The organism is Flavobacterium sp. (assembly GCF_024305175.1).
Lineage (GTDB): Bacteria > Bacteroidota > Bacteroidia > Flavobacteriales > Flavobacteriaceae > Flavobacterium.
Map to the genome: position 1 here is coordinate 1 of NZ_JAMWYY010000038.1, position 19,555 is coordinate 19,555.

Below are 19,555 nucleotides of genomic sequence, written 5' to 3' on the forward strand. Positions count from 1 at the left end.
AAATGAAATAAGTAAATTATTAAAATGGAATTTAATATTACCTCATTCTCTGACCTTATTACCGATAAACTCATTTTTTGGGCCGAAGAACTTGTTCGGATATTACCGAATATTGTAATTGCGGCCATAATACTTGTAGTAGGCTTCTTTATAGCCAAATGGATAAGGAACTTATCTATGAAGTTTATTACAAAAATGTCTAATAATATTACCCTGAATAACCTTTTCGGTTCTATTATTTACATCATATTTTTAGGCATAGTAATTTTTACCGCACTCAGCGTTTTAAAACTTGATAAGGCAGTAACTACAGCACTTGCCGGAGCCGGTATATTAGGTTTGGCGCTGGCCTTTGCCTTTCAGGATATCGCGGCCAACTTTATGTCGGGTATATTTATTTCTTTCAGAAAGCCGATACGTGTAGGCGATATTGTTACTATAAAAGATTATATGGGCAAGGTGGTAGAGGTTAACCTACGTGATACCGTTATAAGTACTTTTGGCGGGCAAACCGTTATTATCCCCAATAAAGATGTTTTCCAGAACCCGATTGAAAACTACTCTTACCTGCAAAAAAGACGCTTTGATCTTACTGTCGGCGTTTCATATGGTGAAGACCTTGAACGGGTGCGCGCAATCACTATGGAGGCTGTTAAAGACATACCCGAGATATCTTCTACGCTCGAAACTACTTTTTTCTATGAGGAGTTTGGCGACAGCTCAATTAATTTTACCATACGAATGTGGATAGACACAGCCGAACAGCTTGTTTACAAAAAAGTGGGCAGCGAGGCTATAATTCGTATCAAGAAGGCTTATGACGCAAATAACATTATGATACCATTCCCTATACGTACACTTGATTTTGGCATTAAAGGCGGGGAAAAGCTTAGCGAAATGGATGTAAATGTTATTAGTGGTAAAAGTTTGGAATAGCGATTATCTAATACAATTTGCGGCTACAATTCATACTCCATGTAGATACATGAAATTATTATTACAAACATAATGCTATAATAGTTTGAATTTCATTTATTTGCATTTATCAAAATAATCTTAATCTGATAGATGCTTATGAAAAAATTATTATCTCTCCTGGCAGTTGTGCTTATTGCAACTACTGTTAATGCCCAGAAGAAAATTGCGGTTGTAACATTTTTTGCCGATAAACAGGTAGATATGTCTGATGTGGGTATGGATGCCGCTACACTTGCAGCAGATCTTGCCGATGAGCCAACCTTTAACCTGAAACCACTTGTAGATAAATTTCATGACAGGTTCTTTAATGAATATGCCAAGAAGTTTCCGTTTGAATTACTGCCTGAAGCACAGGTTACAGGTAACCCTGAATACCAAAACTTTAAACCTGAGTTTGCCCCTGGCAGTACAGCCGAAAGATATGTAACAGCCGATGGTTACATTGCTATTAACCACAACTACGGGCGCAAAAACGAACAGGATATGCTAAAGCTTTTTAAGGAAGCAGACGGTGTAATGTTTGTTTTTATTACGTTCAGGATGAATAAAGGCTTTGGCGTGGGTGGTACGGCCACTACAAAAATGCAGGCTTATACTAATATCACTCTTTATAACAAAGAAGGTAAAAAGGTTTTCAGCATCAACGAAAATGCCAACTCTAAAAAAACAGGTATGATGGTTGGCGGAGTTCCGGTTATGGATCCTGACAAAGTTTTACCAATGTGCGAAAGTGCATTAAACGAACTTATGGAAGACCTTGACAAAAGGATTGCCAAAATAATAGAAAAGAGCGCTAAGAAGCTGTAATACTAAAGAGGCTGTTTCTAAGTGGAAACAGCCTCTTTTAATTTGTCACGTTGCTACAAATAACGCTCTTTAAAAATTTTAATGTGATGATTTTGGTGCGCTATAATCAGGAAACCTAAAGCGCGTACCGTTACCGCGTGGCCCGATGCCACTCCCCTTTTCAGCAACTCCTCATTCCCAAATGTTTTAAACAGCAACAGCGTTGCATGCCGCACGGCAGAAAGCTCTGTGAGCAATGGCTGCAAACCCCTGCTGTTGGCATTGGCATTTTCTACATAAAAGTTTTCATCAAAACCGGGCAATTCTGTAGTATCGCCGCGCGCTATGCGCATTGCCCTGTAGCTGAATACCCTTTCAGCATCAATTATATGCTGAATAATATCTTTAATGGTCCATTTGCCTTCTGCATACCGGTAGTCGTGCTTGCCCATTGGTATATCCTGCACAAACTTTATAAAATTATGCAGGCTTATTTCCAGTTCTTCATTTAACGACCAGGTATCATCAACATTTGGCAGGTAAAGATTGTAATAAGGAGCATACTCTCCGGGTTGTAAATCGGTTACTTTCATAGATTCTAAGCAGAGTTCCTGCTTGCATTAATATTCCCGAAAAGGGAGCGTGTAACAATCTTTTCATATGTCTCTAAAAGGCTGTCACTCTCTTTCCCCTTTTTCATTAGCCTTATTTTATGCAGTGCATATTGCTGTATAGTGAGCAACGGCCTTACAATCTGTTCCCTCATTTTAACGGAAGCCCGCCCGTCAGGATAATTTTCCATGAGCTGCTTATATCCTGACAGTTTCAGTAGCAGGCGCTTAGTCTCTTTAAATTCATTATATATAATTTGCCAGAATTCGCCAAACTCATCATCTTCACTCATATATGCCGTGAGCGGGAAGAATGATTTGGTTAACGACATCATACTGTTTTCTATTAGCGTACGGAAAAACAAAGAATCTTCATAAAGCTGGTGTACCTTATCCCACTGCCCTTTTTCTTCAAACTGCCCCAAGGCATACCCAAGCCCGAAAAAGCCCGGTACATTTTGTTTTAACTGGCTCCAGGAACCCACAAAAGGTATTGCCCTTAAATCATTAAAATCAAGCTCTTTCGATTTACTTCTTTTAGACGGGCGGCTGCCTATATTGGTTTTCGCATAATAATTAAGCGTACTCATATGCTCCAGATAAGGTAAGAACTTTGGATGTGCCTTAAAGTCAGAGTACTTTTTATAACTAAGGCTTGCCAATTCATCAAAAAGCCCGCGCTGTTCAGTAGTAAGCTGCTTTTTATCTTTATTAAACACTCCATTAGTAATACCGGCACTCAGCAGGTTTTCTAAATTATAACGGCAGGAGTCAAGCGTACCAAAATTAGAGCTTATGGTTTGCCCCTGTATGGTTATCTGTATTTCATTATTCTCTATTGTCGGCCCCTGAGATGCATAAAATTTATGCGTTTTACCGCCACCACGTGCAGGCGGGCCTCCCCTGCCATCAAAAAACACTACTTTAATGCCATACTCGCGCGCCATGAGTGTAAGGTTTTCTTTAGCTTTAAAAATGCTCCAGTTTGCCATAAGGTAACCACCGTCTTTGGTACCGTCGCTAAAACCGAGCATAATAGTTTGCCTGTTGCCCCTGCTTTTTAAATGCTGCGCATATTTTTTATTTTCATACAGCGTCTGCATTATGGTGTGGGCATTCTTTAAGTCGTCAACCGTTTCAAAAAGCGGCACTATATCTACAGGCGGGTTATCCCAACCCAGCAGGCCAAACAGCGAAAGTACTTCCAGCACATTATGAGCGCTTTCGTTATTGCTTATAATATACCGGTTACAGGCACGCTCGCCATTATTTTGCTGAATAGTTTTTATAGCAAGAACAGACTCTAACGTTAATCGTGTATTTTCGTTATCGAACCACTCAGGCTCTATTGTTGTTTCTATAGCCTGTAAAGCTGTGAGTTTATCCTCTTCTGTAAGTTCAAAGTAGTTGTTTAAAGAGGTATTACCCCGTTCTGCCAGTGCTGAAACAATATCTTTAAATACTTCATCGTGTATCCTGCTGTTTTGCCTGATATCCAATACCGCAAAATAAAATCCGAAAACGTGTACTTTATTAATGAGCGAATCAAGTTCATCCAGATATAATGACTGATGACGATTAACCAGTATTTCACGTACCTGCTTTAATGATGCTTTCAGTTCATCAAGAGATACATAAATTTCACCATCAGAATAAAAAACGGAGCGGTATAGCTTGTGCTCTATATCAGCCACAATTTCATCTACACCTGAAAAAGTCAGTTTGCGCTTTAGTTTCCTGATGTCGCCATAGTAACATTTTAATATAGCAGTACGCAGCCTTGATGCTACTTTTAAAGTAATCTCTGTTGTTACAAAAGGGTTACCATCACGGTCGCCACCCGGCCAAAAGCCAAAAGATACTACAGGGTGCTCTAACTGCCCGCCTTTAAAAATTGTATCCTGAATGTAAGAGGACATTTCTCCGGCTGTTTTGTAAAATACATTTTCCAGGTACCACAGCAGGCTCATGGCCTCATCAAACGGTGTAGGCTTTTCTTTTTTTATAAAAGGCGTTTTACCTAATTGTGCCAGTAACGTTTTTATTTCTGATAAGCTGTTGTTGCGGATGGCTGTAGTTAAGTCTGTTATAATACCCAGTACCGCACCCGGATAAAACTGTGTTGGGTGTGCTGTAAGCACTGCCCTTATCTGAAACTCTTTAAGAAACTCCCGAAGCTCATCAATAAGCCCGTTACTTTCTGCTTTTTCCCTGCTTTCGCGCAAAGAACCACTGCCTTCAAGGTTATTTACCACATCAAAAGCCGCATCTTCTATAGCGTCAAAAAGCACAACCTGCCGCTCTACATATTGTATAAAGCGGAACATGAGGTCTATTTTTTGGCTTTCGGTGTAATCCTGGAGGTATTTTTCTGCAAAGGCATCAAATATCTGCTGTGGGCTCTTGTTATTCTTATAGCCTTCATCACAGGTTTCGCTAAAAAGCGGCAGTAATGCGCCTGTGTTATCTATAGCGTCAAAAGGCAGTGTCATGAAAATGCTGTTAAACAACTGGTACTTAAGCTGTACATTTTCATTAAAACGTTCAATTTTTGTAGCGGGATACATACATATTTTTTGTTGAAGTTAATAAAAAAACCCCCATGTTTTGAGCATGAGGGTAATTAAAATTTTATTAAAACATCTTACATATCTTTAAAAATAGTATGCATAAGGCGTTTTTTATCGTTAATGCTTTCTTCAAGAGAAATCATAGTTTCTGTCCTGTAAACGCCTTCAATATCATCAATCATAAAGATAACCTCTTTAGCGTGTTTGGTATCTCTTGCCCTTATTTTACAGAATATATTAAACTTGCCGGTAGTAACATGAGCAACAGTAACAAAAGGTATGTCGTTTATCCTTTCCAGTACAAATTTAGTTTGAGAGGTGTTATGAAGAAAAACGCCCACATAAGCTATAAAAGAATATCCCAGTTTTTCGTAGTCAAGCGTTAGCGATGAGCCCATAATGATGCCTGCATCTTCCATCTTCTTAACCCTTACGTGTACAGTACCAGCAGAGATAAGCAACTTCTTTGCTATATCTGTAAACGGCACCCTTGTGTTGTCAATCAGCATATCTAATATCTGGTGATCAACTTCATCTAAACGAAACTTGCTCATAAATGTGTGTTTAATTTGTGTAATCTATTTTTAGTTAAAGAAACCTAAATTAGCTCTTGTTTTATTTCTTTACCGTTAATAAACCTACGGCCGGGTCCTATAAAAAAGTCTGCTTTATCATCTTTTTCAGGAAAACTTTTGTTGTTTTTTCCTACAAACCACTCTCCATTTCCATCATATTCTTCGTGCCAGTAGTAATCTTTCAAATTATCTATTTCACTAATAAATGCTTGAAATATTACAGATTTGTCAATCAGAACTTCTTTATATTGTGACGCAAAAATCGCTATTTTTTCTTTATTTTCATAATTTATTTTGACATTTTTATATACGATATCATAAAATATCTTTTTATTTTGAGGAATATTGAAATATTCCTTGTTTTTTGCTCCTACTAAAACGTTTTCGTAAATTGAATTAAATCCTGATAATAATGCAAAAAATATAAATTTACGAGTCTGCTCACGTTCATAATCTCCCGGGTAATGCCCTGCCTCAAATAGCACAGTTGGCACACCTGCTGCCTGAAAGCTGTCGCCTATACAATTGATATTAAACGAATCATCAAACCTGCCTACCTGTCTCGGTATATATTCCTGCAATGCTTGGTTCATGGCAACTATAAGGTTTATAGCCTGCTGCCGTGTGCTGTTTATGTCGCGGTCTTCGTTATAAGCAGGGGCCAAAAAAGATACTGTAGCAGGCTTTGCCCCACCTTCTGTTTCGAGTCCGAAAATAGTACGCTGATCGTGCATGTTGTAACAGTAATGCGGATTAAAGTCTTCAAAAGCTTTGCGTAGTATCTTACTTTCCGGTTGTGTAAGGTGTAAAGCGTCACGGTTCAGGTCTATATTATTGGCATTTTCGCGCGTATATAGCTCTGCGCCATCCGGATTGGCTATTGGTATAATGCAAAAGGTAAAATAGTTCAGAAATTTATTAGCTATAGTATCGTCACCTGCCAGCCAGTTAATAAAATCCACGACAGCCTTAGTTGTGGTAGATTCGTTACCGTGCATTTGCGACCATATAAATATTCTTGTACTGCCGTTTCCTGCAACCACATTATATATAGGTTTACCTAATACAGAATTGCCAACTACAGTAACCTTAAATTTCTCTTTATACTTATCGAGTAATGGTTCTATATGTTCGTTTGTAATATAGCGGCCGTAAAGTGTTTGCTCTTTATTATTTGTAAACAGTTGGTCTAATTCCATAGCTTTGCGTTTAGTTTACAAAAGTAAACAACTATATTATTACAATTGTAAACATGGATTATTCATCGATATTTTACAATTGTAAACATTTATTAAAGCGTTCACCATTGAATACTAAAAATGTATTATAATGTTATTTTAAACAATTATAAAACAATTATTTAATATACTTTATCTAATTTATATGTTTAATATTTTTAATTATATTCTGGCATCTTATTGCAACATATTATGTTATTGTTTACATTTGTAAATCAAATATCAATTACAATGGTAAACACTGAAGAGTTTATTAAGCGTCTCGAATATCTGCTTGAATATTACCATGTTTCCGCATCTGCTTTTGCAGATAAATTAGGCATTCAGCGCTCCGGGCTTTCGCATTTGCTCTCCGGCAGGAACAAGCCAAGCCTTGACTTTGTGCTTAAGGTTATAGAAACTTTTCCGGAAGTTGATTTGTATTGGCTGCTTAATGGTAAAGGCAGTTTTCCGAAAGATGAGAATAATAACAGTATAATTGCCTCATCCCCTACTGTGGTAAAAACTACAAAGGATTTATTCAGTCAGGAGGAGCCGGAAGCATTAAGTGCTTCAGGTACTATTAAACAGGAAGAAAAAACAAGCCATATAAGTTCAGGAGAAGAGGAAATAGAAAGAATTGTTGTATTTTACACCAATGGCACATTTAAAAGTTATACGCATAGAAATTAAAAAACCCCGGAATATCTTATAAAAGATATCCTCGGGGCTCATTAACCAATAAAACAAACACAAATTATCTTGAATTCGGCCATAAAAGGCAGAATGTAATTTAAAATAGATTCAGCAGATTTTATTGGTTACCAATTAATCTTAACTTGTAGTATAAAATTACAATCAAAATCCTGAAAACCTTCCCAATAAAGCGTTAAACTCTTCCTAAAGGTTCATAGCTGTTTTCTTTTTTAAAACCTGTAACTCCGGCATAGTGTCCTTCAAGAAATTTTAGGTCGTTCACTATATCGCCTGTAAGGTAATATGGTTCTGCAATCTTAACTTCTTTTTTGCCGTAATCAAAAGCCACGGCAATAACCGGTACATCGGCTTTTAGTGCTATATAATAAAATCCTGTCTTCCATCTTTCCACCTTCCTGCGTGTTCCTTCAGGAGCAATTGCGAGCCTGAATACCTCACGTTCATTAAATATTGCAGCTATGGCATCTACTTTATTTTCCTGCTTTTGCCTGTTTAAAGGTGCTCCGCCCATCCACCGGAAGTAAGCACCCAGCGGAAATGCAAACAGTTCTTTCTTGGCTACAAAATGCATTTCCAGCCCAATAGCACCGCGTGCAAGCACGCCAATAAAAAAATCGACCCAGCTTGTATGCGGCACCACTATCATAACGCATTTTTTTAGATCAGGTTTTATAGAACCTTTTATGCGCCAGCCCATTAGCCTGAAAAATAAAAATTGGTATATTTTTTTCATCTTGTAAGAAAAAAGCAGCGGTAAAAATAGTATATATTTACGATTAGGAAAACGAATCCGATGCTTAAGAAATTACTTAGTTACTTTATACCTGTACGGATACATAAAAAGAATTCAAAATACAGCAACCGGCTGGAAGTTACACTCAATAACGGCAGCTTGGTGTTAGATTCTAAAAACACCAATTATTCTTATGGCAGCCTGCAGCGTATATTAAGAAAGGGGCTACACTATATAGGTTATGAGCGCATACGTGGCTTTAATAACATACTGGTGCTTGGTGTTGCCGGGGGCAGCGTTATAAAAACCCTTACCGAAGAAATAAACTATAAAGGGAAAATTACAGGTGTAGAGATTGACCCCGTAGTAGCAGAGCTTGCCAATACCTATTTTAATTTAGATGCTACTCCAAACTTTACAATGGTTATAGATGATGCATTTGAGTTTGTGCTTAAAACGAAAGAAAAATATGATCTGATAATAATAGATGTTTTTCAGGATACAGAAATGCCTACATTTCTATTTCAGGAGTTCTTTATCAGCCGTATTAATTTTTTACTCAACGTAAATGGATTTATTTTGTTTAACACCATGACATTAACCAATGAGCATAAAGAACGCAACTTAAAGTACAGGCTAAAGTTTAACAGCCATTATTCAGTGCGGATGTACCCAAAGGTAGAAGACCATAATGAGCTTTTTACCATCAAAAAGCTGAAGTAACTATTTTATACTATATGCCATATTTAACAAATTGTTGCCCTTTGTACAGATAAAAAATTTCCTTAAAAATCAGTACCTTTGCGTTTTGCACAAAAACTGCTATGCTGAACAACGAAGAAACGATTGAAGTGCTTGGCGCACGCGTCCACAACCTTAAAAATATAGATGTTACCATACCCCGCGAAAAGCTTGTTGTTATAACAGGGCTTTCAGGCTCAGGCAAATCATCTTTGGCTTTTGATACTATTTATGCCGAGGGGCAACGCAGGTATATAGAAACTTTTTCGGCTTATGCGCGCCAGTTCCTGGGCGGGCTGGAAAGGCCCGATGTTGATAAGATAGAAGGTCTCTCCCCTGTTATTGCCATAGAGCAAAAAACTACAAGCAAAAGCCCACGTTCTACAGTAGGTACCATTACAGAAATTTACGATTTTCTCCGCCTTTTGTATGCGCGTGCATCTGATGCCTACAGCTACGAAACAGGCGAAAAAATGGTAAGCTACAGCGACGACCAGATACGCGACCTGATAATAGAAAAATTCAGTGGTAAACGTATTAATATACTGGCGCCTATTATCCGTTCCCGTAAAGGGCATTACCGCGAGCTATTTGAACAGATATCCAAGCAGGGGTTTTTGAAAGTGCGTGTTGATGGCGAGATACGCGATATAGAAAGCGGTATGAAGCTGGACCGATACAAGGTACATGATATAGAAACAGTTATAGACCGCCTTGCTGTAGATACTACCGAAGACACAGAAAAGCGACTTACTGACAGTATTAAAACAGCTATGTATCATGGCGAAGATGTACTGATGGTTATTGAACAGGAAAGCCAGGAGGTTCGCTACTACAGCCGTAACCTTATGTGCCCGTCATCGGGTATATCTTACCCTAACCCGGAGCCTAATAATTTTTCATTTAACAGCCCTAAAGGTGCATGCGACCATTGCAACGGGCTTGGTGTTGTAAATGAAATTAATATACATAAAATAATACCTGACCCTAAGGTTTCTATAAAAAAAGGAGGGTTTATTCCTTTAGGAGAGTATAAAAACTCATGGATATTTAAGCAGATAGAAACTATTGGCGAAAAATATGGCTTTAAGCTAACCGATGCTATTGAAAAAATTCCTGCCGAAGCTATGGATATGATACTGAACGGCGGTAAGGAAAAATTCTCTGTATCATCTAAAACGCTGGGCATAAATCGCGAATACAAAATAGACTTTGAAGGCATTTCGGCTTTTATAAAGAATCAGTATGATGAAAGTGGCTCTTCTTTCATAAAACGCTGGGCGAAAGATTTTATGGACGAAATAGAGTGCCCTGTTTGCCATGGCTCCCGACTTAAAAAAGAATCGCTTTACTTTAAAGTAAACGGGCTTAACATAGCGGAGCTTTCACAAATGGATATTGCCGACCTCGCCGACTGGTTTAATGTGCTTGAAGATTTTCTTTCGGAAAAGCAAAAGGCAATAGCGCATGAAATTATTAAAGAAATAAAAGCAAGGCTTGGCTTTCTTGTAGATGTAGGGCTTACTTATCTCTCGCTACACCGAAGCTCAGGCTCACTTTCGGGTGGTGAGGCGCAGCGCATAAGGCTTGCCACACAAATAGGTTCACAGCTTGTAGGTGTATTATACATACTGGATGAACCAAGTATAGGGCTCCACCAGCGCGATAACGAAAAACTGATACGTTCACTCGAACAGCTAAGGGATATAGGCAACTCAGTACTTGTGGTAGAGCACGACAAAGACATGATAGAGCGTGCCGATTATGTTATAGATATAGGGCCTGCTGCAGGACGCTTCGGAGGACAGATAGTAAGCAAAGGCACACCCGCCGAATTGCTTAAAGAACATACTCTTACCGCAGCTTACCTTAACGGTGAAAAAGAAATAGCGGTGCCCAAAAAACGCCGCGAGGGCAACGGTAAAACCATAAAACTAACAGGCGCTACCGGTAACAACCTAAAAAATGTGAGTGTAGAATTCCCTTTAGGCAAACTAATATGCGTTACAGGCGTATCGGGTAGTGGCAAGAGTACGCTGATAAACGAAACCCTTTACCCTATCCTTAACACACACTTTTACAACGCTGTAAAAAAACCGCAGCCGTACAAAAAAATTGAAGGGCTGGAGCATGTGGATAAAGTGATAGATATAGACCAGTCGCCTATTGGGCGTACACCACGCTCTAATCCCGCTACCTATACAGATGTTTTCAGTGAAATACGCAGGCTGTTTACCCAGACACCCGAAGCCATGATACGCGGCTATAAGCCGGGAAGGTTCAGCTTTAATGTAAAAGGCGGACGTTGCGAAACCTGCGAAGGATCGGGGCTTCGTGTGATTGAAATGAATTTTTTACCGGATGTTTATGTTGAGTGCGAAACCTGCCAGGGTAAGCGCTTTAACCGCGAAACACTCGAAATACGCTACAAAGGCAAATCTATTTCGGATATACTTGAAATGACAGTAGATGAAGCCGTACCATTTTTCGAGAATATCCCTAAAATATACCGCAAGATAAAAACCATACAGGATGTAGGTTTGGGCTATATAACATTAGGGCAGCAAAGCACTACTCTTTCGGGTGGAGAGGCACAGCGCATTAAGCTGGCTTCAGAGCTTTCTAAAAAAGACACAGGTAATACGTTTTATATACTGGATGAGCCAACTACAGGGCTTCATTTTGAAGATATAAGGGTGTTGATGGAAGTAATAAACAAGCTGCTTAAAAAAGGCAACACGGTGCTTATTATAGAGCACAACCTTGATGTGATTAAACTTGCCGATTATATTATTGATATTGGCTATGAAGGCGGTAAAGACGGTGGCATGGTAGTAGCCAAAGGAACACCCGAAGAAGTAGCTAAAAACAAAAAAAGCTATACCGCCAAGTTCCTGAAAAAAGAATTATCTTAGCGCGTTTGTTCAATAGAAAAAATCAGAGATTGCATGTCTATAAATAATTTTGAAAATGAAGATGAGCGCATCCACGATGGGCTAAAGCAAAAAAACTGGAATGAGATAAGGAGTAACGACTCCTGGGCCATATTTAAAATAATGTCAGAATTCGTAAACGGATTCGAATCAATGGCGCGCATTGGCCCGTGTGTTTCTATATTTGGTTCTGCACGTACCAAGCCCGGGGATAAATATTATTTACTTGCAGAAAAAATAGCCACAAAAATAGCTAAAGCCGGCTACGGTGTTATTACAGGTGGTGGTCCCGGTATTATGGAGGCCGGTAATAAAGGTGCCCATGCAGGCGGAGGCCCATCTGTAGGGTTAAATATTGAGTTGCCGTTTGAGCAGCACTTTAACCCATATATTGATAAAGACAAGAACCTGAACTTTGACTACTTTTTTGTACGTAAGGTTATGTTCGTAAAGTATTCTCAGGGGTTTGTGGTTATGCCGGGAGGTTTTGGCACCCTTGACGAAATGTTTGAGGCGATTACACTTATACAGACTAAAAAAATAGGCAAATTCCCTATTATACTTGTAGGAAGCGAGTTCTGGACAGGGCTTATTGACTGGATTAAAGATGTTATGATTGGTAAGTACTTTAATGCCAGCCCGGAAGATATGAAGCTTATCAGGATTGTAGATACAGAAGACGAAGTACTTGAAGTAATTGACAACTTCTACAAAAAGTATAACCTTAGCCCGAATTTTTAATATAAAGCTGCCTTTCGGCAGCTTTAACATTTTTAACAGCAACCAACTAAATAAAATTGCATCTGTAGTATACTTAAACACCGTAAATAAGTGTTTATAGTACATCTGCAAAATAATTTACACGTATTGTCAGCACATTTAAATAGTTTAAAAGGTTTTATATTTTTACTCCTGCTTATTAATGTCCCCGTGCATGCACAGCATCTTAACAAGTTGTTTGTTGATGTTGACTATGATGCAAAGGTGCTTAAAGTAAGGCAGGAAATTACTTATTTTAACCAGACTGAAGACACACTTAACAGCCTTGTGCTGAACGACTGGAATAATGCTTATTCAGGTAAAAACACACCTCTTGCAAAACGATTTTCTGATGAATTTGTGCGGGCCTTTCATCTTGCTAAAGATGATGAGCGCGGTAATACTACAATAGCTACTGTTACTGACCAGAATGACAGGGCGCTAAGTTGGGGTCGCCCAAGTAAACATCCGGATATTATTGATATACAGCTTAAAAACCCTATATATCCAAACCATAAGTTTAGCATAACATTACGCTATACCATCAAAATTCCTAATGACAGATTTACACGTTTTGGATATAATAATAATGGTAATATTATATTAAAAGACTGGTACCTTGTGCCTGCACGTTATACAAACGGCAAGTTTGTGCGTTACAGTAACGAGAACCTTGATGATATTGCCAATGCCATAAGTGATTATGAAGTAACCTTAAAAATCCCCGATGATATAGCTGTAACTTCTGACCTTTACATAGGCAGTGAGAAGCAAATTGAAGACCGCAGGAAAGAATATTTCCTTATAGGCAAGCAGTTCAATAATTTTAACCTTGTATTCGAAAAAAAGAAAACATTTAAAGTTTACAGGAACAGCGTTGCCGAAGTAAGCACCAACCTTAAAGACGACCGTATTACAGAAATACAGAAATCGCTTATTATAGATCAGGTAACACGCTACATTGACAGTGCTTTGGGACGTTACCCCAATGGCAAAATTATAGTATCGCAAAATGATTATGAACGAAACCCGGTTTATGGGCTTAACCAGCTTCCCTCCTTTCTTAACCCATTCCCTGATGCATTTACATACGAAATACGTTTTCTAAAAACATATCTGCATGCCAACCTGAGAAATACATTAAAGCTTGACCCCAGAAAAGAAGCGTGGGTATATGATGGCATACAGATATACCTGATGATGCAGTATATGGAAGATTTTTACCCCGATAAAAAAATGATGGGACAACTGTCGGACTGGGGTATATTGCAGGGACATCATCTGTTTAATATAGCTTATAATGATAAGTACAACTACCTGTACCTGCTCATGGCTCGCAAAAACCTCGACCAGCCTACAGGTTATCCTAAAAACAAGCTTATAAAATTTAACGAGCAGCTTGCCGGTAAATATAAAGCCGGTTTAAGCCTGGAGTACCTTAACGATTACCTTGCAACAGATGCCGTTCCGCAGTCTATAAAAGAGTTTTACAGATTAAATACTACAGGACAGGCAACTGCAAACGATTTTAAAGAACTGCTGAAAAACAAATCTTCTAAAAACATTGATTGGTTTTTCGATACAATGGTGCACAGCCGCGAAATAATAGACTATAAGTTCGGTAATACTAAAGCTGTGGGAGACTCATTAAACATTACTGTTAAAAACCGCACAGGTACTAATGTTCCCATATCGCTTTACGGACTTAAAAATGATACAATTGTTTTTAAGCAATGGCTGGAAAATGTAACGGTAGATACTACTTTAACTATAGCATCCTTCGGTGCGGAGAGGCTTGCACTCAATTATGAAAATACAGTACCCGAATATAACCTGCGTAATAACTGGCGGACTCTTAATACATGGTTGCCTAACCAAAAACCTTTCAAATTTACCTTTTTTCAGGATCTTGAAAATCCGCACTATAACCAAGTCTTTTATGTTCCCAGCTTTATATTTAACATATATGATGGGTTTTCGCCGGGGTTACGCCTGCACAATAAATCGTTATTAGAGAAACCTATTATATTTGATTTAAACCCTACCTATTCGCTTAAAACAGGCCAGCTTATAGGGTCGTTCTCATTTGCGGTTAACAACTACATCCGTGAAGGTAACCTTTTTAATGTACGGTATTCCGTAGGGGCATCAACTTTCCATTATGCACCCGATGCGCGCTATACAAAGTTTACGCCCGCGGTGCAGTTCCGCATCCGTGAAGAAGATTACAGGGAAAACCGTAAGCAGTTTATAACATTGCGCCAGGTACTCGTTGACCGTGAAAGGTCTGTATATGCCGGTACGGAAGAGCAGAACGAAAGTTATTCTGTTTTTAATGCGCGATACAGTAAGTTCGACTCAGAGATAACTAAACATTATAATTTTTATACCGATGTACAGCTTTCAAAATCCTTTGGTAAGCTTGCAGGCGAAGTACAATACAGAAGGCTGTTTAATGATAACAGGCAGATAAACCTCCGTATGTTCGCAGGTGCATTTATGTACCGCAGCACCAATTCAGAATTTTTCAGCTTTGGGCTGGACAGGCCGAGCGACTATATGTTTGACTATAATTTTTACGGCCGTTCGGAAACCACAGGTCTTTTTAGCCAGCAATACATAATGGCCGAGGGTGGTTTCAAATCCATATTCGGTACACGTTTTGCCAATCAGTGGATGGTAACGGTTAACGGAAGCTTTAATATCTGGAACTGGATTGAAGTGTATGGTGATGCCGGGACATTTAAAAATAAATATGACAGTGCCCGGTTTGTATATGACAGCGGTATCCGCCTCAACCTTTTGCCCGACTATTTTGAGTTATACTTTCCTGTATATTCAACCAACGGATTTGAACTTCAGGATGGCAACTATAGCCAGAAAATACGTTTTGTGGTAACTATAAGCCCCGGCACACTAATAAACCTCTTTACGCGTAAGTGGTTTTAATAGTTAGAACAAACCACCTAAAAAATATACAAAATATATTTTTTAGGTGGTTTTAGTAATTATTATCCACCAAAACAGCTAATAGTTGCTTTTTTATTAAAAATACTTAAAGTAATTTTTCTCACCTTCTGCTAAAGTTTAAATCTTTTATTTAAATTTGTAGGCATACAACCCGTTGTTATATGACAGAGACAGAAACAAAAAAATCAATTTCTTTTGACGATTTTAAGGCAGAAGTGCTTAATGATTATAAACTTGCCGTTTTAAGCAGGGAATGCAGCCTGTTGGGCCGCAGGGAAGTACTTACCGGTAAAGCCAAATTCGGTATATTCGGAGATGGTAAAGAAGTGCCGCAGCTTGCAATGGCAAAAGCATCTAAAAACGGAGATTTTCGTTCGGGTTATTACCGCGACCAGACGTTCATGATGGCTATTGGCCAACTAACCGTTCAACAGTTTTTTGCAGGATTATACGGTCATAGCGATATAGAACACGACCCAATGTCGGGCGGGCGCCAAATGGGCGGCCACTTTGCTACCCACAGCCTTGATGAGAACGGCAACTGGAAAAACCTTACACAACAAAAAAACTCAAGTGCCGATATCTCGCCTACAGCCGGGCAAATGCCAAGGCTGTTAGGGCTTGCCCAGGCATCTAAAGTATACAGGAATGTACCAGGTATTGATGCAGAAAAGTTTTCTGTAAACGGAAATGAAATAGCCTGGGGTACAATAGGTAATGCCAGCACATCTGAAGGTTTATTTTTCGAAACTATAAATGCTGCAGGTGTATTACAGGTACCAATGGTAATAAGTGTCTGGGATGATGAATATGGTATATCCGTACATGCAAGGCACCAGACTACAAAAGAAAATATATCTGAAATACTAAAAGGATTTCAGCGTGATGAAGACAACAAAGGCTACGAAATCATAAAGGTTAAAGGTTGGGACTACCCTGAACTGATTGCCGCTTATGAAAAAGCTTCTGCTATTGCGCGTGAAGAACATGTGCCTGTGCTAATCCACGTATACGAACTTACACAGCCGCAGGGGCACTCTACATCAGGTTCGCACGAGCGCTATAAAAATACTGACCGCCTAAGCTGGGAAAGTGAGTATGACTGTATTGTACAGATGAGAAAATGGATGCTCGATAACAATATTGCTGTTGAAGAAGATCTTGAAAGTATAGAAAAAGATGCTAAGAAAGATGTTCTTGAAGGCAAGAAAGCGGCTTGGGCAGCTTATACTGCACCTATGAAGTCCGAGCAGCAGGAACTTGTGGCTGTACTTACAGAGATAGCCTCTAATAGCCCTAACAAAGTATTCATAGAAAAGGCTGCCTCTGACCTTGCATCGGTTAAAGAGCCTATTCGTAAAGAAATACTAACTACTGCGAGAAAAGTACTGCGCATTATCGTGAATGAAGGCAGCAGGCCACAACTTGCCGAGTGGATAAAAACATACACTGAAAAAATACAGCCTAAATACAGCTCACACCTTTTCTCTGAATCAGGTAAGAATGTGTATAATGTTAAGCCTGTAGCTGCTGAATATAAAGATGGTGCGGAAGAGGTTGACGGGCGTGTTATTATACGTGACAATTTTGATGCTATATTCAATAAATATCCTGAAGCGCTTGTTTTTGGTGAAGATTGCGGAAATATAGGCGATGTTAACCAGGGGCTTGAAGGTATGCAGGAGAAATATGGCGACTTCAGGGTTTGTGATGCAGGTATCCGCGAAGCAACTATATTAGGACAGGGAATTGGTATGGCAATGCGTGGCTTAAGGCCAATTGCCGAAATACAGTACCTGGATTACCTGCTGTATGCCGTGCAGATTATGAGTGACGACCTTGCAACCCTGCAATACAGGACCGCAGGAAAGCAAAAAGCACCACTTATTATAAGGACACGCGGGCACAGGCTTGAGGGTATATGGCACTCAGGTTCTCCTATGGGTATGATTATAAACGCGCTAAGGGGCATACATGTACTTGTACCGCGCAACATGACAAAAGCTGCCGGGTTTTATAACACTTTACTTGAAACAGATGAGCCTGCACTTATAGTAGAATGCCTTAACGGTTACAGGCTTAAAGAGAAAATGCCTGTAAATCTGGGTGAATTTAAAACACCTGTAGGCGTTGTAGAAACTATCAGGGAAGGTAATGATATTACGCTTGTTTCATACGGTTCTACCCTGCGCCTTGTAGAACAGGCTGCAAAAGAACTGGCGGAAGCAGGTATAGAAGCTGAAATTATAGATATTCAGTCATTATTGCCATTTGATATTAACCACGATATTGCAAAAAGTGTTGCCAAAACAAACAGGCTGCTGGTTATTGATGAAGATGTTCCCGGCGGTGCATCTGCTTACATACTGCAAAAAATTGTAGATGAGCAAAACGCTTACCGCTACTTAGACAGCAAGCCTGAGGCGATGAGCGCAAAAGCACACAGGCCTGCTTATGGTACAGATGGCGATTATTTTAGCAAGCCATCTGCAGAAGATATTTATGAGAAAGTATATGCAATAATGCATGAAGCAAATCCGGTTAAATTTCCGGTATTATATTAAAGATGAAACCCGCCTTAAAGCGGGTTTTGTTTTTTATTTTATATAAACGGTTTTTACATTCACAAATTCCTTAATACCATTTTCTGCCAGTTCCCTGCCAAAGCCTGATTTTTTAACGCCACCAAACGGCAGTGCAGGATCAGATTTTACGAGTGCATTAATAAATACGGCTCCCTCATTAAAAAGATGCAGTTTGTCTTTAATAGCTTCTCTGTTCTCTGTAAATACTGTTACACCAAGCCCAAACTCAGTTGCATTGCTCAACTCTACTGCTTCTTCAAAAGAGCTGAAAGGCATTACAGGAGCAACAGGACCAAAAACTTCTTCTTTAAAAATAGGCATGTCTGTTGAAATATTGATGATAATTGTTGGTGTATAAAAAGCATCATTCCGCTTACCGCCTGTTATAATTTTAGCCCCCATTTTTACAGATTCGTCCACCTGTTTTTCTACTTCTTCGGCAAGGTCAACCCGTGCCAAGGGCCCTATATAGGTATCTTCATCCATCGGGTTTCCAATTTTCAAAGCCTCAACCCTTTTTTTGAATTTTTCTATAAAGGCATCGTATAAACTTTCATGCACCAAAAAACGTTTTGCAGCTATACAGCTTTGCCCGGTATTTTGCATACGTGCCGTTACAGCTGTTTCGGCAGCTTTATCTATATCGGCATCTTCTAAAATAATGAAGGCATTACTGCCACCCAGCTCAAGCACTGATTTTTTAATCAGTTTTGCTGCAGTTGCCGCAACAGATGCCCCGGCTTTTTCGCTGCCTGTAAGCGATACTGCTTTTACTGCAGGATATTCAATTACATTTTCAACCTGGCTTCCGGAAATAAGCAGGTTTTTATATACACCATCAGGAAAACCGGCTTCTGTAAAAAGCTCTTCAATCATTATGGCACAACCGGCAACATTGCTTGCATGCTTAACTGCAACTGTATTACCTGCAATTATACTTGGTATGGCAAAACGAAATACCTGCCAGTACGGGAAATTCCAGGGCATAACACCCAGTATTACACCTAAGGGCTCATAGGTAACATAACTTTCAGAAGCATCAGTAGTAATTGTTTTCGACGCTAAAAAATGTTCAGCATTTTTAAAGTAATATTCGCATAACAGGCTGCATTTTTCAACTTCCGCAATTGCCTGCTTATAGGGTTTACCCATCTCTGCCGAGCATTGGCGCGCCATCGCTTCTTTATTGTTTGTTAATGCAAATATTAAATTTTTGATAAATTTCAGCCGTTCAGGAACAGAATTTTTTCCCCATAAGTGAAATGATTCCTTATTAATATCTATAATTTGAATAGCCTGAATATCAGTAATATATTGATATTCAGCTAAAATAGTTCGATCAAAAGGATTTTTAATTGAAAACATTTTTTAATTTTGCCG

General features: G+C 39.1%; 14 protein-coding genes. 8 read left to right on the forward strand and 6 right to left on the reverse strand.

The features are described from left to right. Positions 1-24: 24 nt before the first annotated feature. Positions 25-936, forward strand: a complete 912-nt coding sequence (locus tag Q0K96_RS10045) for a mechanosensitive ion channel (RefSeq protein WP_297333860.1) — start codon at positions 25-27, stop codon at positions 934-936. Between the two features lie 138 nt (positions 937-1,074). Continuing rightward, entirely contained in the window at positions 1,075-1,785 is a 711-nt protein-coding gene (locus Q0K96_RS10050) for a hypothetical protein (RefSeq protein ID WP_297333861.1), read from the forward strand. A gap of 53 nt (positions 1,786-1,838) precedes the next feature. Here the strand turns inward: Q0K96_RS10050 and Q0K96_RS10055 are convergent, their stop codons facing one another. The 4 genes from Q0K96_RS10055 to Q0K96_RS10070 form a co-directional block, all read right to left on the reverse strand. Continuing rightward, the gene (locus Q0K96_RS10055) at positions 1,839-2,357 is read right to left on the reverse strand and encodes a DinB family protein (RefSeq protein ID WP_297333862.1); all 519 of its coding nucleotides are present in this window, start codon (positions 2,355-2,357) and stop codon (positions 1,839-1,841) included. Positions 2,358-2,362: 5 nt separating this feature from the next. Further along, on the reverse strand, positions 2,363-4,942 hold the full coding sequence (locus Q0K96_RS10060; protein ID WP_297333863.1) for a phosphoenolpyruvate carboxylase: 2,580 nt from the start codon (positions 4,940-4,942) through the stop codon (positions 2,363-2,365). 77 nt (positions 4,943-5,019) lie between these two features. Further along, positions 5,020-5,499 (reverse strand): winged helix-turn-helix transcriptional regulator, encoded by a 480-nt coding sequence (locus Q0K96_RS10065; protein ID WP_297333864.1) that lies wholly within the window; start codon positions 5,497-5,499, stop codon positions 5,020-5,022. A gap of 44 nt (positions 5,500-5,543) precedes the next feature. Further along, entirely contained in the window at positions 5,544-6,719 is a 1,176-nt protein-coding gene (locus tag Q0K96_RS10070) for a M14 metallopeptidase family protein (RefSeq protein WP_297333865.1), read from the reverse strand. 270 nt (positions 6,720-6,989) lie between these two features. Here Q0K96_RS10070 and Q0K96_RS10075 point away from each other — a divergent pair, with 270 nt between their 5' ends. Beyond that, positions 6,990-7,430 (forward strand): helix-turn-helix transcriptional regulator, encoded by a 441-nt coding sequence (locus Q0K96_RS10075; RefSeq protein WP_297333866.1) that lies wholly within the window; start codon positions 6,990-6,992, stop codon positions 7,428-7,430. A gap of 196 nt (positions 7,431-7,626) precedes the next feature. Here the strand turns inward: Q0K96_RS10075 and Q0K96_RS10080 are convergent, their stop codons facing one another. Further along, entirely contained in the window at positions 7,627-8,187 is a 561-nt protein-coding gene (locus tag Q0K96_RS10080; protein WP_297333867.1) for a 1-acyl-sn-glycerol-3-phosphate acyltransferase, read from the reverse strand. Positions 8,188-8,247: 60 nt separating this feature from the next. On the opposite strand from Q0K96_RS10080, the gene Q0K96_RS10085 reads away from it, so the two are divergent. The 5 genes from Q0K96_RS10085 to Q0K96_RS10105 all read left to right on the forward strand — a co-directional run bounded on the left by Q0K96_RS10085 (position 8,248) and on the right by Q0K96_RS10105 (position 18,154). Beyond that, the gene (locus Q0K96_RS10085) at positions 8,248-8,910 is read left to right on the forward strand and encodes a fused MFS/spermidine synthase (protein ID WP_297333868.1); all 663 of its coding nucleotides are present in this window, start codon (positions 8,248-8,250) and stop codon (positions 8,908-8,910) included. Positions 8,911-9,011: 101 nt separating this feature from the next. After that, positions 9,012-11,843 carry an excinuclease ABC subunit UvrA gene (gene uvrA / locus Q0K96_RS10090; RefSeq protein WP_297333869.1) on the forward strand — a complete coding sequence of 944 codons (2,832 nt, stop codon included), beginning with the start codon at positions 9,012-9,014 and terminating at the stop codon, positions 11,841-11,843. Between the two features lie 33 nt (positions 11,844-11,876). Beyond that, positions 11,877-12,602, forward strand: coding sequence for a TIGR00730 family Rossman fold protein (locus Q0K96_RS10095; RefSeq protein WP_297333870.1), 726 nt, complete (start codon positions 11,877-11,879; stop codon positions 12,600-12,602). 126 nt (positions 12,603-12,728) lie between these two features. Then, complete coding sequence (locus Q0K96_RS10100; RefSeq protein ID WP_363317242.1) at positions 12,729-15,569, forward strand: aminopeptidase; 2,841 nt, start codon at positions 12,729-12,731, stop codon at positions 15,567-15,569. A gap of 182 nt (positions 15,570-15,751) precedes the next feature. Beyond that, positions 15,752-18,154: an alpha-ketoacid dehydrogenase subunit alpha/beta gene (locus Q0K96_RS10105; protein ID WP_297333871.1), complete on the forward strand. Its 2,403-nt coding sequence runs from the start codon at positions 15,752-15,754 to the stop codon at positions 18,152-18,154. Between the two features lie 33 nt (positions 18,155-18,187). Here the strand turns inward: Q0K96_RS10105 and Q0K96_RS10110 are convergent, their stop codons facing one another. After that, complete coding sequence (locus tag Q0K96_RS10110) at positions 18,188-19,540, reverse strand: NAD-dependent succinate-semialdehyde dehydrogenase (protein ID WP_297333872.1); 1,353 nt, start codon at positions 19,538-19,540, stop codon at positions 18,188-18,190. Positions 19,541-19,555: the final 15 nt, after the last annotated feature.

Excerpts from the sequence above, each read along its gene's own strand:
- uvrA (WP_297333869.1), top strand. The coding sequence starts at position 9,012 with ATGCTGAACAACGAAGAAACGATTGAAGTGCTTGGCGCACGCGTCCAC.
- Q0K96_RS10110 (WP_297333872.1), bottom strand. The coding sequence starts at position 19,540 with ATGTTTTCAATTAAAAATCCTTTTGATCGAACTATTTTAGCTGAATAT.
- Q0K96_RS10045 (WP_297333860.1), top strand. The coding sequence starts at position 25 with ATGGAATTTAATATTACCTCATTCTCTGACCTTATTACCGATAAACTC.
- Q0K96_RS10055 (WP_297333862.1), bottom strand. The coding sequence starts at position 2,357 with ATGAAAGTAACCGATTTACAACCCGGAGAGTATGCTCCTTATTACAAT.
- Q0K96_RS10065 (WP_297333864.1), bottom strand. The coding sequence starts at position 5,499 with ATGAGCAAGTTTCGTTTAGATGAAGTTGATCACCAGATATTAGATATG.
- Q0K96_RS10085 (WP_297333868.1), top strand. The coding sequence starts at position 8,248 with ATGCTTAAGAAATTACTTAGTTACTTTATACCTGTACGGATACATAAA.
- Q0K96_RS10050 (WP_297333861.1), top strand. The coding sequence starts at position 1,075 with ATGAAAAAATTATTATCTCTCCTGGCAGTTGTGCTTATTGCAACTACT.
- Q0K96_RS10105 (WP_297333871.1), top strand. The coding sequence starts at position 15,752 with ATGACAGAGACAGAAACAAAAAAATCAATTTCTTTTGACGATTTTAAG.
- Q0K96_RS10070 (WP_297333865.1), bottom strand. The coding sequence starts at position 6,719 with ATGGAATTAGACCAACTGTTTACAAATAATAAAGAGCAAACACTTTAC.
- Q0K96_RS10075 (WP_297333866.1), top strand. The coding sequence starts at position 6,990 with ATGGTAAACACTGAAGAGTTTATTAAGCGTCTCGAATATCTGCTTGAA.
- Q0K96_RS10060 (WP_297333863.1), bottom strand. The coding sequence starts at position 4,942 with ATGTATCCCGCTACAAAAATTGAACGTTTTAATGAAAATGTACAGCTT.
- Q0K96_RS10080 (WP_297333867.1), bottom strand. The coding sequence starts at position 8,187 with ATGAAAAAAATATACCAATTTTTATTTTTCAGGCTAATGGGCTGGCGC.
- Q0K96_RS10095 (WP_297333870.1), top strand. The coding sequence starts at position 11,877 with ATGTCTATAAATAATTTTGAAAATGAAGATGAGCGCATCCACGATGGG.